We start from the raw sequence: 15,230 nt of genomic DNA on the forward strand, positions 1-15,230 counted from the left end.
ACGATTTCGTGTGGGAAAAGAAACCGCCGGGAGGACACCGTTGAATCGGTGCCGACCCGGCGGCGGGACGGACCGCTCGCGGCCCGCCGTCACACGGTCAGTTTCCGACGGCCTCGATGTGCCGGCGGATCGGCGTGAACGCGGAGCGCGACTTGCGCAGGTCGCGGGCGCGGGTCAGTTCGCGCCAGAAGCTCGCGCCGAGGAGCGCCTCGGGAGAGACGGCGGTCTTGCGCGTCAGGACCTCCTCGGGGACGTCCTGCGGGTCGTCGACGACGTACTCCTTGAGGATCGCGTCGTAGTTGTGCGCCAGGACCGTGCTCGTCGGGTCCATGCCGAAGACCACGAGCACGCCGGTGGGCGCGGTGTCGACCTCGACGACCACGAGGTCGGGGCGGAAGCGCCTGAGCACCTGCGCGACCTTGTAGACGTCGCCGGTCCACGCGTTCGTGTGGCGGTCACGGGCCGCCTCGTCGATGTCGCGCGGGAGCATGTCGTCGAAGACGACGACGCTCGACCACTGCGCGTGCTTCTCGACGTTCATGAAGTCGCGCAGCGCGTACTCGAAGATGTGCATGCCGTCGATGAACGACAGGTCGAGCCTGGGGTCCCCGCCGAACAGGGACAGCGGGTCCCGGCGCGCCAGCGCGCGGAACGGGTTGCGGCCGGGGCGCAGGTGGAGCAGCGGGTCCTTGCGTGCGAAGAAGTCGTCGCTGGTCTGCTTGACCAGGTGGACGTCGCAGGCGATCTCCGTGACGACCTTGAACGCCGGGTCGACGGCGACGGACGGTACGCGGGAGAGGGTCAGGCTGCGCCCGTCATTGACCCCGATCTCGAAGTAGTTCCGGGGTTTGTACACGCGGTGCAGTTGGCGTAGGAAGCCGTGGCGGTCCACTGTGGTGCCCTTCGCTGAGAATCACTCAAGATTTTCCTCGATTCCCAGCGAAGTTAGCCCCTGACCGGACGGCTCGTAAACTCCCGGCACACATCAACCGCCATGGTGTGTCGTCTCACGTTTGGCGTCCAGCAGAGCCGGGAACGCGTCGGTCAGCGCATCGTGCCAGCTCCGCAGGGGTTCGATGCCGGCGGCGCGCCACCGGTCGTGGCCGAGGACGCTGTACGCGGGCCGGGGGGCCGGCCGTACGAACGCCTCGCTCGTGGTGGGCCGCACGCGCGCGGCGTCGGCCCCGAGCAGGTGGAAGATCTCCCGGGTGAGGCCGAACCACGTCGTGTCGCCCGCGTTCGTGCCGTGGTAGACACCGGCGGGCGCGGTGCCCGCGAGGGCCGCGCGCCCGAGCCGCGCGAGCAGCCCCGCCAGGTCAGCCGTCCAGGTGGGCTGGCCGCGCTGGTCGTTCACCACATCGAGGGCCTCCTTGACGCCTTCGAGGCGGATCATCGTGTGGACGAAGTTGCCGCCGCCCGCGCCGTAGAGCCAGGCCGTGCGCACCACGTAGCCGGTGTCGGGCAGCGTCGTGAGCACGGCTCTCTCCCCCACCGCCTTCGTGCGCCCGTAGGCGGAGCGCGGGTCGAGCGGGGCGTCCTCCGCGTACGGGGCCGTCGCGTCGCCGGCGAAGACGTAGTCCGTGGAGATCTGGATCAGCACGGCGCCGGCGGCCGCGCACGCCTCGGCGAGCACGAGCGGGCCCCGGCCGTTCACGGCGAGCGCCTCGTCCTCCTTGGCCTCCGCGTCGTCGACGGCGGTCCACGCGGCGCAGTTGACGACGACGGCGGGCGCGTGCGCTTCGAGCGCGGCGCGCACGGCGCCCGGGTCGGTGATGTCGAGGGCGGCGCGGTCGAGCCCGGTCGCGGGGTCGCCGTCCGCCGCGAGTCTCGCGAGCAGGTCCTGCCCCAGCATCCCGCCCGCGCCCGTGATCAGCCAGCCACCGCTCATCGCCGCTCCGCTCCTCAGCCGGTTGTCCGTTGTCCGTTGTCCGTTGTCCGTTGTCCGCCGGTGCCGTCCGTGCCGTCCGTCAGTCCGCCTTGTGCCGTCCGCCGGCGTCAGAGCGCGGCGCGCTCCTTGAGCGGCTCCCACCAGGCGCGGTTGTCGCGGTACCACCTGACGGTCTCGGCGAGGCCCGTGGCGAAGTCCTTGCGCGGCTCGTACCCGAGCTCCTCACGGATCTTGGCGCAGTCCACGGAGTAGCGGCGGTCGTGGCCCTTGCGGTCGGCGACGTACTCGACGCTGGTGTCCCAGTCGGCGCCGCATGCGTCGAGCAGCAGCCGGGTGAGCTCCTTGTTGGACAGCTCGGTCCCGCCGCCGATGTTGTAGACCTCGCCGGCACGGCCCTTCGTGCGGACCAGTTCGATGCCCTGCACGTGGTCGTCGATGTGCAGCCAGTCGCGCACGTTCGCGCCGTCGCCGTAGAGCGGCACCTGCTTGCCGTCCAGCAGGTTCGTGATGAACAGCGGGATGACCTTCTCGGGGAAGTGGTGGTGCCCGTAGTTGTTGGAGCAGCGCGTGACCCGCACGTCGAGGCCGTGCGTGCGGTGGTACGAGAGCGCGATCAGGTCGCTGGACGCCTTGGCCGCCGAGTAGGGCGAGTTGGGCGCCAGCGGGTCGGTCTCGGGCCAGGAGCCCTTGTCGATCGAGCCGTACACCTCGTCGGTGGAGATGTGCACGAACGTCGCGATGCCGGCCCGGTGCGCCGCGTCGATCAGGGTGTGCGTGCCGACGACGTTCGTGCGGACGAACTCGGCGCCGCCGTCGATGGACCGGTCCACGTGCGACTCGGCGGCGAAGTGCACCACCTGGTCGTGCTCGGCCATCAGCTTCGCGACGAGTTCGGCGTCGCAGATGTCGCCCTGCACGAACGAGAAGGAGGGGTGGTCGCGCACCTCGTCGAGGTTGGCGGGGTTGCCCGCGTACGTGAGCTTGTCGAGCACGGTGACACGGACGTCGCCGGGGCCCTCGGGGCCGAGCACCGTGCGGACGTAGTGAGAGCCGATGAAGCCGGCGCCGCCGGTCACCAGAATGCGAGTCGTCATGAAGAGATCTGCACCTTGCTGTGGTCGCCGAGTACGAGACGGTGGACGGAGGGGTTGCGGGGCGCGGGCGTGACCTCGACGTCCCGGCCGATCAGGGAGGTCTCCACCCGGCGTACCCCGCAGATCGAGGAGTTGCGCAGGACGATCGAGTACTCGATCTCGCTGTCCTCGATCCGGCATCCCTCGCTGACGGACGTGAACGGGCCGACGTACGCGTCCTTGACGACGCTGTCCCTGCCGATGATCGCCGGGCCGACGACGCGGCTGCCGGTGATCGTGGCACCCTCCTCGATCCTGACCCGGCCGACGATCTCGCTTGCGTCGTCGGCGAAGCCCTCGCAGGCCGGCTCGACGGTCTCCAGCACCGAGCGGTTGACCTCCAGCATGTCGGTGACGTTGCCGGTGTCCTTCCAGTACCCGGAGATGGTGGTGGAGCGCACGTCGCTGCCCCGGTCGATCAGCCACTGGATGGCGTGCGTGATCTCCAACTCGCCGCGCCAGGAGGGCTCGATGGACCGCACGGCCTCGTGGACGGCCGGGGTGAAGAGGTAGACGCCGACGAGCGCCAGATCGCTCTTGGGCTTCTCGGGCTTCTCCTCAAGCCCCACCACGGCGCCCTCGGCGTCGAGTTCGGCCACGCCGAAGGCCGTCGGGTTGACCACCTTGGTCAGCAGGATCTGCGCGTCGGGCCGGTCCTCGCGGAACCCCTCGACCAGGCCGGTGATGCCGCCGACGATGAAGTTGTCGCCGAGGTACATCACGAAGTCGTCGTCACCGAGGAATTCGCGTGCGATCAGCACGGCGTGCGCGAGCCCGAGCGGTGCCTCCTGCGGGAGGTACGTGACGCGGATGCCGAATTGCGACCCGTCACCGACCGCCTCGCGGATCTCGTCCGCCGTGTCGCCCACGATCACGCCGACGTCGGTGATGCCGGCCTCGGCGATGGCTTCGAGCCCGTAGAAAAGCACGGGCTTGTTCGCCACCGGGACCAGCTGTTTCGCCGAGGTGTGGGTGATGGGACGCAGGCGCGTGCCCGCTCCTCCGGAAAGTACGAGAGCCTTCACTATGCGTATCCCCTGCCGACACGACGATGCGGTACGGGCATGGCCCGACGACCCGACTCTACCCATGCGGTCGACCCGGACGAGGGGCTCCGAGGGGGGTACAGGCCGTTCTCCTGCTTGATTTTCATCGGAAAGTAAGACTGGGAAATTCGCTTGGCGGTTGCCTGACCGTCAGCCGCCGACCGGTGAGTCGTGCGCGTCCCGCTCGGGATCGTCCACGGCGGCGGACGCACCGGGGCCGCCGGGGGCCGAGTCGTCGAGGCCCGCGGCCTCCTCGGGCTCCGCGAGGCGTTTGGCGACGCCGCTGTTGCGCCCCTCCGACTTGACCGCGAGCGCCTCGACCGCCGCGCCGAACTGCTCGATGGACGTCGGTTCCCCGGGGCCGAGCAGGTACCGCTTGAGCTCGCCGCGGCGTTCCTTGAAACGGTCGGCCGACGGGTCGGCGACCGCGTCGAGCAGTTCGCCGATCTCCCGCGCGCTGTTGGACAGGACGACGGCGGCCCGTACGGCGGTGTTCTGCCGGCGGAACTCGTCCGCCCCGATCTCCGCCGAGTCGGTGACCGCGTACGGCTTGCCGCTCGCGATGAAGTCGGACACCACGCTGGAGATGTCCGAGACCATGCCGTCGGACTGGTTGAAGCAGTCGTAGAGCTTCGGCTCCGCGCCCATCACGACCCGGTGCTCCCACCAGCCGAAGGAGCGCCAGTACGCGTCGTTCCACTCGGTGTGCAGCCGCTTGGCCTCGTCGAGGCGCGCCTGGTCGCCGACCGACCTGCGCGCCACCTCGGCCTCGTCACCGCCTGCGTGTCCCGACGTGGCCAGCTCGGCCAGCCGGGCCTCCACCCTGGCCAGCTCGGCGCGCGCGGCGGCCTGGTCGCTCGCGGCGGCGGCCGCCGCCTCCACCCAGCGCGGCTCCCCCGCCCGGGCCGCGGCGGCGTCCCGCACCATGGCGGTGATCCGCTGGTGGACGGCCTTCGCCTTCTTGTCGCGGATCCCGGTGAACGGGTGCGGCTTGTAGATGACCCGTACGGGCGACTGAGCGGTGAGCAGCCGCTTGACGATGTTCTCTCCCGCGAGCAGCAGGGACGTGTTGCCCGGATTGTCGTCCCAGCCCTCCCACGTCGGCGCGTAGAGGATCGTCGGGACGGGGTTGGCCGGGCGGCCGGTGCCCGCCTGGATCGGGGCCAGCTGCGGGCGGCCCACCTCGACGATGTCGTCGTCGCGCACGCCGACGTCGGCGAGGGCGTACCGGTCGCGGCCCGCGCGGCCTGCCGTCCAGACCTCGTCGTAGACCTTCGAGAACGGGTTGACACTGGCGATCTTGTCGCTGTCGCCGTGGCCGATGAAGACGTGCTTCATCGTCGGCACGCGCAGCAGGTGGATGTTCTTGCCGACGTTGGCCGCGTAGAGCGCCACCCGCACCGTGGAGAGGTCGAGGTTCATCAGGTGCGTGCCGCCCGGCACGCAGATCACCGGCACGGACGTGGGCGCGAGCTGGCCCGCGATGGTCCGCTCCCGCAGGACGACCAGCGGCCGCTCGATCTGCTCCATGGTCTCCAGCCACATGTTGACCTGGTAGGCGGATTCCTTGGAGCCGGAGAAGTACAGGACGGTGTGCGGCCGGTAGTCGCGCAGCCACTCGTCGATCGCCTCCAGCACCTTGGCGGGCGACGGCACGATGCGCTTCGGACGCAGCGTGGGCGCGAGCGCGAGGATGTAGGCGAGGCCCAGCGCGATCGAGGCGGAGACGCCCGCGTACCCGTAGGCGAAGACGCCCGTCGCGGCGGCGACGAAGACGCCGATCTCCATGGGGAGGTCGAGGTGGAGCATCTTCGGGACGGACTGGGCCATCAGGAACCGCTTCGGCGCGTCCGGGATCCGCAGGCCGCTCAGGTCGATGTTCCGCGTCACGACCGGCAGGGAGCGGCGCTTCCTGATCAGTGTCACCAGCGCGCCCTGAACGGCGTTGAGCCCGTAGAAGACCAGGAACCCGGCGACGGCGACGTACGTCAGCCCCACGTTGGTCAGGCCGACCCGCGTCAGCAGCAGGATGAGCAGCAGCTGGCGGGCGAGGAAGCGGATCGCCAGGCCGGCCCGCACCTTCTCCAGGCGGTTTATCAAGTAGCTGCCGCGATGGTGGAGATAGCGGTCGGCAACGTACGTGACTGCTGCCGATGCCGCGAAGAACCAGACGTTCGGGATCAGCGCGGCGAGCATGACGCACGGATAGCCCAGCCCCATGAGGGCTGCCGCGGCCAGCTCGGATCCGCTACCTACACGGGCCAGTCGAATGGCGGTCGAAAACACGAGGAACCTGCTCCATAGGGTGCCGGTTATTACACGATTTGCGGAAAATGTGAAATTGCAATTTACGCACTCGGGCCTCTGCGTCCGCGCGGCAGCGATCACAGAGGCCCGAAAAGTACAACTAGAGGCGGATTATTACACATCTCCATGTCGATCGAGCACGGAGGCCAGCGCCTGCTCGAAACCCGATGCCTCGGCGGCGCCGCGCGTCGGATCCTGCTGGCGCACGTCGATGACGTGGCCGGTGAGCTCGGACAGCAGCACGTCGAGCGAGGTGCGCGCGACGGCCTCGGACGACAGCAGGGAACCCGCGGGTTCCTCGCCGAACGCCTTCGTGCGCATCGGCGTCGCCGTGCGCTCCGGGTTCACGCAGTTGACGCGGATACCCTCGCCCGCCCACTCGTCGGCGAGTGCCTGCGTGAGGTTCACCATGGCGGCCTTGGTGGACGAGTACAGGCTGTACTCGGCGCGGCCCCGCGTGTAACTGCTTGAGGTGTAGAGCAGCAGCTGGCCCTTGGTCGCGGCCAGATACCTGTACGAGGCCCGCGCGATCTGCACCGGCGCCAGGTAGTTGACGTTCAGCGCTTCCTGGATGGTGGCGCTGTCCGTCTCCGCGAGCTTGCCGATCCTCAGCACGCCGGCGGTGTTGACCACGTAGTCGACGCGGCCGGTCTCCGCGTGCGCCTTCGCCAGCGCCGCGTCCACGTCGTCCGCGTTCTCCACGTGGGTGCCCGTGGTGGACCGGCCGAGTGCGTAGACCGTGGCGCCGTAGCGCCGGGCCAGGTCGGCGATGTCCGCGCCGATCCCGTACGAGCCGCCGAAGACGACCATGGTCTTGCCCGAAAGCAGTTCGCGGTACGCGGCCTCGTCGGCCTGCGCGGGCGCGGCGGTGGACGCGAGCTGGAAGAGTTTGTCCGCGATGAAGACATCGACCGGCTGCGTGACCTTCATGTTGTACTCGTCACCCGCGACGACGTGCACCGGGACGTCGGGCAGGTACTTCAGCACGACCGAACAGTCGTCGGTGGCCTGGAAGTTGGGGTCGCCCGCGGCCACCTCGTAGGCCCTGCGGATGGTGGAGAGCTTGAACGCCTGCGGCGTCTGGCCGCGGCGCAGCCGCGAACGGTCGGGGATGTCCGTGATGAACTCGCCGTCGTCACCGTGCGTCCGCGTCACGATGATCGTGTCGGCCGACGGGATGGCGACGTCCACCGCCTGGTAGCGCTCCAGCGCGTCGACACACGCTGCGATCACGTGCTGCGAGAGCAGCGGGCGCACCGCGTCGTGGAAGAGGAGGTTGCGGTCCTCGCCCTCGGCGAGCCCCTCGCCGAGCACGGCGATGGCGCGCTCGGTCGTCTCGTTGCGCGTGGCACCGCCCTCGATGACCTGGCTGACCTTCGTCAACCCCGCCTTGGCGACGATCTTCTCCACATCGGGCACGAAGCCGGGCGCCATCAGGACGACGATGTCGTCAATGCACTCCGCACGCTCGAAGATCGCGAGCGTGTGCTCGATGACGGCTTTGCCGGCGATCTTCAGCAGCTGCTTCGGGATCGAGAGGCCCACGCGCTGGCCGGTGCCACCGGCGAGAACGACTGCCGTGGTACGGGTACGAGCGTCACGCGACACAGACACAGGGGAACCTACCTAGCAAAGAACGGGGGAAGCAGCACGATAGTTGCACTCTCAGTGACCGGCATGCAAGGCGAGCGCAGGCGGCCTCCGGCTTCCGTGGAGGCCAACATAACGCTTCCATTGGGAAAATAATCAAATTGCACGAGAGGCTCGTGCACACGTCACACTGGGCTGCCGCACAGGGAATTCATAGCGCCCGTGAAGCGGGTGTCCGATTTCACGGAACGATCACCGGGAATGCATACCTGTGGTGGTCGACTTCACGACTTCCAGAGCCCTGGCGCGCCGGCAAGATGCCTGCTCACGGCGATGCCGCCGCACAGCAAACCGCTCCCACAGGTCGCGGGACCCGTGAGAGCGGCAGACGCTGCTACGGAAGAACGACGGCACGTGCCGTCCCTACGGGTGACGCAGCCTCCACCCGTGCCACGCGGACTCGATCATCACGTCGAGGCCGTACCGGGCGGACCATCCGAGCTGCCGCTCGATCCGGTCCGCGGACGCCACCACGCGCGCCGGGTCACCCGGCCGGGCGTCGACGACCTCGGGAACGGCCCCGGCCGCGCCCGTGATCTTGATGATGCGTTCCACGGTCTCCCGCACGGAGCTGCCCTCACCCCGGCCGATGTTGAGCGTGAGCATCGTGCCCGCTTCCGCGTCCCGCAGGCGTACCGCCGCCGCGAGGTGGGCGGACGCGATATCGCTCACATGGATGAAGTCGCGTACGCAGGTGCCGTCCGGGGTGGGGTAGGTGTCCCCGAAGATCAGCGGGGCCTTCCCCGCCTCCAGCCGCTCGAACACCATGGGGATGAGGTTGAACACCCCCGCGTCCGCGAGTTCGGGGGACGCCGCCCCCGCTACGTTGAAGTAGCGCAGCGCTGCCGCCCGGATTCCGTGCGCCCGCGCGGCGGCGCGGATCAGCCACTCGCCGATGAGCTTCGTCTCGCCGTACGGGTTGATCGGCTCGCACGGGGTGTCCTCCGTGACCAGATCCACGTCCGGCATGCCGTACACCGCGGCCGAGGACGAGAAGACGAGCCGGTCCGCGCCGGTCGCCGCCATCGCCTCCAGCAGCGTGGTGAGCCCGGCCACGTTCTCCCGGTAGTAGTGGAGCGGCTGCTCGACCGACTCACCGACCTGCTTCTTCGCCGCGATGTGCAGGACGCCCTCCACGGCGTGCTCGCGCATCGCCGCTTCGAGCCCCGCTCCGTCGAGCACGCTGCCGACCACCAGCGGCACCCCGTCGGGCACCCGGTCGGCGCTGCCCGTCGACAGGTCGTCGTACACCATGACGGCCTCACCGCCGGCTCGCAGCGCCCGCAGTACGTGCGAGCCGATGTATCCGGCGCCTCCGGTGACCATCCACATGCCGGTCAGTCCCTTCCTCACTCGCCCGCGCCCGGTCGCACCAGTCGGCGCCGCTCGTGGAGATCATCACGGGCGCGTGATTCTCATGCTTTTCTCATGCCGGACCGGCAGGGCCAATGATCTCGCGCCCGGCCCTCAGGCATGTGATCACCAAATTTTCACATGACCGCGTTATCGGCCGTCAACGCTCGTACGGGCTCTTCACCGGGAAGTAGGCCCGCAGGAATGCCTTCACCACCCGCGCCTGCTCCTCGGCCGGCACGTCCGCGTCCGGGGATTCGCCAAGGCAGAAAACGTCGTAGCCGCGCCCGGAGAGCAGCCGCGTCAGGTCGGGATGCCCGGTGTAGCTGCCGACGTCGACATAGGAGCACCGGATGGCCCCGGGTACCGCCTTGCCCGAGAAGTAGCCGAAGTGGTGGTGCAGCGACGAGACGACCGAGATGTCCCGCCAGCCCCTCAGGGGCGCGGCCGCCGTTCTGGCCATGTCCTCGGGGAAGGCTTGCTCGATCTCTTCGAGGAGGCTCTTGCGAAGAGCGTGGGGGGCATGCAGGAAACCGTTGGTCACGGTCGCCCCGAACCGGTCCTCCAACAGGCGCCGGTTGTTCTTGGCCGCCGCGAAGTAACCCTCGTCCGCCTGCGTCGCCTCACCCACCGGGACCGTGGTCGGCGACCAGAAGAAGTTGGGCACGCCGGTGGAGTGGAAGAACACCCGCGGCACCACGGGACGGCCGAAGAAGAAGTCGTCGTTGAGGTAGAGGAACTGCTCGGACAGCCCGGGGATGTGATGGAGCTGGCTCTCGATGGAGTGCGAGTTGAAGGTCGGCAGGCAGTCCGGGTCGGTGAACACCGCGCGATGCGGGACCACCTCGATACCGGGATGCTCCTCGTTGAGCCAACTCGGCACCTGGTCGTCCGTCACCAGGTAGACCTTGCGCACCCATGGGGCGTACATGGCCAGTGACCTCAGGGAGTACTTCAGCTCGTCGCGGTCGCGGAAACGCACGTCGCCCGAGTCGGCTTTGGCTGTCGGCAGCCCGAGCTCCGCCATCCGCTTGGCCTTGCGCTCCTGCCAGGCCGGATCGCCACCGTCGACCCACGTGTACACCGCGTCGACAGGGAAGGACACGTCACCGACCAGCTGCTTGCTGAACGGCGCCAGCGTCGGGTAGTCGCGCTCGCGGATGGTGACTGTCGCGTCGGCGGTCAGCGAGGGAAGGAGGGTACCGAGAGCAGTTCTGCCCAGCGGGGCGGCGAACAGCCCGGCATCCGCCTCGCCCTCGGGGAGCCGGGGCCAGAACTCAAGGTCGCAGCCGTATGCCGGGCCGAAGCGCAGAGTGCGGCCGGAGGTCACGACCGGACGGAACACACGGAGTCCCGCGGACTCGCCGACCTCTGTCAGCCGCTCCGCGAGGACGACGCCCGGGGCATGCGTCCTGGGCTTGAGCAGTTCCGCGTAGACGGCACTGCCGTGGTGGGTCTTGGCGAATGCGGCACGCACTTCGGCGGAACGGTCGGCATCGACCGCGACGCGGTGGCGCACCACGCTGTCGGAGGCCCGCACGACCACGTACGGGATCTCGTGCTCCTCCAGTACGGTGACGACGGCGTCCAGGTTCCGCTGCAGGACATCGTGCACGAAGAGGTCGTCGCGCACCTCGCTGAGCCGGCCCGAGGAGCGGACCAGCGCGCGGTTGCCGGCCTGGATGACCACTTCGCGCGCCCGCTGGTCGCCCGTCGAGGGCGCGGTGCGGTCGGCCTGGGCGGACAGCCGGAACCGGCCGGCCCCCAGATGCAGCGCCTGGTGCGCGGACCGATCAGCACGCTGCGCCTGACGCACCGGATCGTCCCGACGCGCGACGAGTTCGCCGAACAGCTCCTCCCACTGCTTCACCACTGTCTCGGCGGAGAAGCGCTGCGTGCCCTCCAGGGCGTTGGTGCCCATCCGGGCGAGCAGTTCGGGATCGCCCATCAGCCGGCCCATGGCGGCAGCGAGCGCTTCGATGTCGCCCGACGAGACGAGGAGCCCGTCGACCTCGTGCCGGATGATCTCTGCGGGACCGGTCAGGACGTCATAGGCCACGGCGGGCACGCCTGCGGCGAACGACTCGAGCAGCACCAGGGGGAACGCCTCGCCACGGGAGGGCAGCACGCTGAAGGAGGCACGGGACCACTCGTCCTTCATGTGTCCGCTGGCGCCGAGGATCTCCACACTGTCGTGCAGGCCGAGGCCCTCGACGAGCGAGCGCAGCCGACTCGCCTGCGGTCCCTCCCCGAACAGCCGCAACCGCCAGCCGGGATGCTCCTCGGACGCGATGCCGAACGCGCGGATCGCATGGTCGATCTGCTTCTCCGGCACCAGCCGGGAGGGCAGGACGATCGTCTGCCCGGTCAGGCTCGACCGCGGACGGAAACCGCCCGGGACAGCGTTCGGTATCGCGGCCAGCCGCGGCGCCGCCGCGCCCAGGGACTCCGCGAACCAGTCGCATGTCCGCTCGGTGAGGGCGACCACAGCATCGAGTTCCGGAGCTCTGAGCAGCAGCGGCTCGCCACTCGTGCCGCGCAGCTGCGAGCAGCGGTGCTCCTGGTGGACGGTGACGACCCCCGGCGGAGCCAGGTCGGCCATCAGGCTCATGAGGGCGGGTGTCGTCGAGATCAGCACGTCCGTGTCGACGGTGCTGAGGGCGTAGCGCAGTTCGATGTCGGAGAGGGCGTCGAAGGTGGATTCCCAGGAGATGTCGACGAGGGAGCTCGGGACACCGGCGAGCTCCTCGCACTCCTGCGCCGTCAGGTCGCTCTGCCGTACCGGCCGCTGCGGGCGCCGAGTGCGGTCCACCAGGTAGCGCACGCGAACCCGCTCGTCGGGCTTGAAGAACGGTGCGTCCCGTGTTCGGAACACACTGACCATCTCCACCTGGTGGCGGGGCGCGAGATGCGCGGCCTGGGTGTAGGCCGCCTGCTCGGTGCCCCCCATCTCGTCACCCCAGGTGAGCAGGAAGGTGATCTTCATTTCTCTCCCCCCGCGACGAGAGCGCCCCGCAGGGCCAGGCTGCCGACAGGTGTGTAGTAGGGGTTGACCCGGATGCTGCGGTCGTCCTCGCCGGTCAGCAGCCTGACCGGCATGCGGTGGACCTTCTTGGGTACACGCACGTCGTGGCGGGTTCGGGCGACCTTCAGGGGCTTGAGGCCGGGACAGTGCAGCCGCACGTCCCACACCTGCTCGCGCCCGGTCACACCCGGCAGGTCCTCGGTCCTGACGGACGCCTCGAAGTACTCGCCGTCCCAGTGGATCGGGACGCTGTGGCTGAGTTTCCCGGAGCGGCGCACGAGTTCCACCGTGCCGCCGGCGTAGGCGTTTGCCGGCGCGTTCACCAGGTGGCCGCGCAGCGTGATCCCCGTCCAGTCGAAGCGCACCAGCTTGACCTCGGCGCCGGGTCCGTCCCTGCCGATCGTCAGGTGCACCCGGCCCGTGGCGGACGTGCCGAGGCGGCAGGACGTGCCGTCCTCGCGCACCGGGTCGGGGACCGTGGGCCCGTCCTCCATCAGCGGGGGCGGCGTGGCGAGCGCGAAGTGCCGGCTGCCGCCCTCCACGTCGGTGAACTCGACGGAGACCTTCCAGTTGCCCTCGTCCAGCAGGTGGCGGTCGATCCCGGCCGGGAGCACGCCGGCCGCCTCCGCGGCGCCGCGGAGCTCGACGACGGCCGTGCCGTCCGCGCTCGCGCCACCCCCGTCCTGCTCCCTGAGCCTGAGCGGGACGACGGTCCGCTCGCTCCGGTCGCCGAGCACGAGTCGCGCCGCCGAGGCCGCGATGTCGCGCGGCACTGCCACGGAGACGTTCAGCGTCCTTCCGTCCAGCACGGAGAGGTGCCCGGGCACGAGGCGGGGCCAGTCGTCGGCCTGGGGCAGCAGGTGAACGCGGCCGCCCCAGCGCTGCTTGACCGACCGCAGCCGGGCGTATCCCTGACGCAAGGCCTCATGGGGCGTGACGAGAGGTCTCACTTTTCTCCTTGGTCGCGCTCGAACGGGCTGGGCACGGGGAAGTAATCGGCGAGGAAGCCGTGCAGCAGCGCGCTCTGCTTCTCCGTGTCCGCGACCGTGGAGCCGGTGTCGTTGACGCAGAAGACGTGTCGCTTGCGGTGCGCGATCAGCTGGCCCAGCCTGCGCTCCGCTCCGTCACGCGAAAGGTCCACGTAGTTGTAGAGCAGCTCGTTCGACGGGACCGCCCTGCCAGTGTGGAAAGCATAGTAATGGTGGAGCGACGAGGTGATGGACAGGTCGGCCATGCTGCGGAAGCGGCTGCCCGCGGTCGCGCGGTACTCGTCCGCGTAGCGCACCTCGATCTCGGTGAGCACGGAGCGGTTGAGGGCGTGCGGCATGTGCTTCATCTTCTGCACGAGGACGGCGCCGAAGCTGCGTTCGATCAACCGGCGGTTGTTCTTGCCCGCGGCCGCGACGGGCGGGTCGTCGTCGACCACAGGGCCGAGCGGGACGAGAGCCGGCGACGGGAAGAAGCGGCTTATCCCGCTGGCGAAGAAGAAATCACCCGGGACTGTTTCGCGGCCCAGCAGCACATCGTCGTTGAAGTACAGGAAATGCTCGGAAAGCCCGTCTATGTGATGCAATTGACTTTCAATGGCGTGCGAATTGAACGTCGGCAGCCAGTTCGGGTCCCGGAAGACGTCCCGGTGGTCGACGAGCTCTATCCCCGGGTGCTCCGTGTTCAGCCAGGACGGGGCCTGCCCGTCCGTGACGAGGTAGACCTTGCGCACCCAGGGCGCGTACATGTTCAGCGACCGCAGGGAGTACCGCAGTTCGTCGCGGCTGAGGTAGCGCGCGTCGTTCGCCGCCTCTTCGTGGTACGCGGCACCCGAGTACCGCGCCCGCTTGCGCTGCCACTCCGGGTCGGAGCCATCGACCCACGTGTACACGACATCGATCGGGAAGTCCGGCTGGTGCGTGGTGCGCGCGACGAATTCGGGGCGGGTGGGCACCCGCACCGTTTCGGCCATCGGGCCGAAACGCGGCACCAGGTCGGTGAAGTAGTCCTCGTCCGCCTCCTGGACATCGCCCTTCACAGGCACGGAATCGGTGACCCGTCCGGCACGGGGGGAGATGAGCCGCTCGTCATCCTCCGTCCAGAACTCCAGGTCACAGCCGTAGGACGCACCGAGGACCAGCTTCCCCGTGGGGTCGGTGCGGTACCAGACGAGCCGCAGGACGGACGCGGCGGTGACGCGCCGCCAGGCGCCGGAAGACTCCACGGGGTGGACATCCGAATCGTCCGGCTCGCCGCGCCGCACCGCGGCCACGTAACCGGGCTGCACGGCACAGAACTTGAGGAGTTCGGCGAGAACGGTGCCGCGGTCGGACGCGGCGACCGCCACGGCGGCCGCGGTCTGCGACGCACCGCGTACACAGAAGTGGCCGACGCCGGCGGCGTCCAGCACGGCGAGTACATCGCGCAGATTGCTCCGCCGAGCGCGCAGCGGTGTCATGCCCTTCTCGGCGATCGCGAGGCGGATGGCCTCCTCGACGGCCACCACGCGGCGGCGCGAACCGAGCATGTGCGAGCCGTACTTGCGCGCGGCACGTACCTTGCGCATCCGCTCCCGGGTGGACTCGGCCGTGGCGAGACCGAGCTTGACCCGGCGCCGCAGGTCCGAGCCGACTCTGCCGGCCACCAGACGCCGCGCCTCCTCGGGGAGAATACGTCTGTACGCGCCCACCAAACGCGGTGCTTCCGGATTCTGCACCCTGACGGCTCCTGCTGCCTGTGCGACCAGACAACAGCCGCCACACGAACACTACTTCGTGTAGTAAATCATATGGATATAAGGATACGTTAACCAAGCGGTCATAAAGGTGTTACACATTACG

The 15,230-nt window shown here is 69.2% G+C and carries 10 protein-coding genes; all 10 read right to left on the minus strand.

Annotated features, from left to right (window positions below):
- Positions 1–97: 97 nt before the first annotated feature.
- Complete coding sequence (locus IH48_RS0129805) at positions 98–892, minus strand: methyltransferase type 11 (RefSeq protein WP_030911505.1); 795 nt, start codon at positions 890–892, stop codon at positions 98–100.
- A 93-nt stretch (positions 893–985) separates the two neighbouring features.
- Positions 986–1,888, minus strand: coding sequence for a dTDP-4-dehydrorhamnose reductase (gene rfbD / locus IH48_RS0129810; RefSeq protein ID WP_030911507.1), 903 nt, complete (start codon positions 1,886–1,888; stop codon positions 986–988).
- Positions 1,889–1,995: 107 nt separating this feature from the next.
- The gene (gene rfbB / locus IH48_RS0129815; RefSeq protein ID WP_030911510.1) at positions 1,996–2,982 is read right to left on the minus strand and encodes a dTDP-glucose 4,6-dehydratase; all 987 of its coding nucleotides are present in this window, start codon (positions 2,980–2,982) and stop codon (positions 1,996–1,998) included.
- Positions 2,979–4,046, minus strand: coding sequence for a glucose-1-phosphate thymidylyltransferase (locus tag IH48_RS0129820; RefSeq protein WP_030911513.1), 1,068 nt, complete (start codon positions 4,044–4,046; stop codon positions 2,979–2,981). Before IH48_RS0129820 ends, rfbB begins: the two co-directional genes overlap by 4 nt.
- Before the next feature lie 171 nt (positions 4,047–4,217).
- Complete coding sequence (locus IH48_RS0129825) at positions 4,218–6,353, minus strand: hypothetical protein (protein ID WP_078850132.1); 2,136 nt, start codon at positions 6,351–6,353, stop codon at positions 4,218–4,220.
- Positions 6,354–6,488: 135 nt separating this feature from the next.
- Positions 6,489–7,982 carry an SDR family NAD(P)-dependent oxidoreductase gene (locus IH48_RS0129830; RefSeq protein ID WP_420705554.1) on the minus strand — a complete coding sequence of 498 codons (1,494 nt, stop codon included), beginning with the start codon at positions 7,980–7,982 and terminating at the stop codon, positions 6,489–6,491.
- 405 nt (positions 7,983–8,387) lie between these two features.
- Positions 8,388–9,356, minus strand: a complete 969-nt coding sequence (gene galE / locus IH48_RS0129835) for a UDP-glucose 4-epimerase GalE (RefSeq protein WP_030911523.1) — start codon at positions 9,354–9,356, stop codon at positions 8,388–8,390.
- A 181-nt stretch (positions 9,357–9,537) separates the two neighbouring features.
- Positions 9,538–12,363, minus strand: a complete 2,826-nt coding sequence (locus IH48_RS0129840) for a stealth conserved region 3 domain-containing protein (protein WP_030911526.1) — start codon at positions 12,361–12,363, stop codon at positions 9,538–9,540.
- Entirely contained in the window at positions 12,360–13,352 is a 993-nt protein-coding gene (locus IH48_RS0129845) for a hypothetical protein (RefSeq protein WP_030911529.1), read from the minus strand. The genes IH48_RS0129840 and IH48_RS0129845 overlap by 4 nt, the downstream gene beginning before the upstream one ends.
- A complete protein-coding gene (locus IH48_RS0129850; protein WP_030911532.1) occupies positions 13,349–15,106 on the minus strand; it encodes a stealth family protein in 1,758 nt (585 codons plus the stop codon). Before IH48_RS0129850 ends, IH48_RS0129845 begins: the two co-directional genes overlap by 4 nt.
- Between the last annotated feature and the right edge of the window lie 124 nt (positions 15,107–15,230).

The organism is Streptomyces sp. NRRL F-5126 (assembly GCF_000721265.1).
In the GTDB taxonomy this organism is placed as follows: Bacteria; Actinomycetota; Actinomycetes; order Streptomycetales; family Streptomycetaceae; genus Streptomyces.

Excerpts from the sequence above, each read along its gene's own strand:
- rfbD (WP_030911507.1), bottom strand. The coding sequence starts at position 1,888 with ATGAGCGGTGGCTGGCTGATCACGGGCGCGGGCGGGATGCTGGGGCAG.
- galE (WP_030911523.1), bottom strand. The coding sequence starts at position 9,356 with ATGTGGATGGTCACCGGAGGCGCCGGATACATCGGCTCGCACGTACTG.
- rfbB (WP_030911510.1), bottom strand. The coding sequence starts at position 2,982 with ATGACGACTCGCATTCTGGTGACCGGCGGCGCCGGCTTCATCGGCTCT.
- IH48_RS0129840 (WP_030911526.1), bottom strand. The coding sequence starts at position 12,363 with ATGAAGATCACCTTCCTGCTCACCTGGGGTGACGAGATGGGGGGCACC.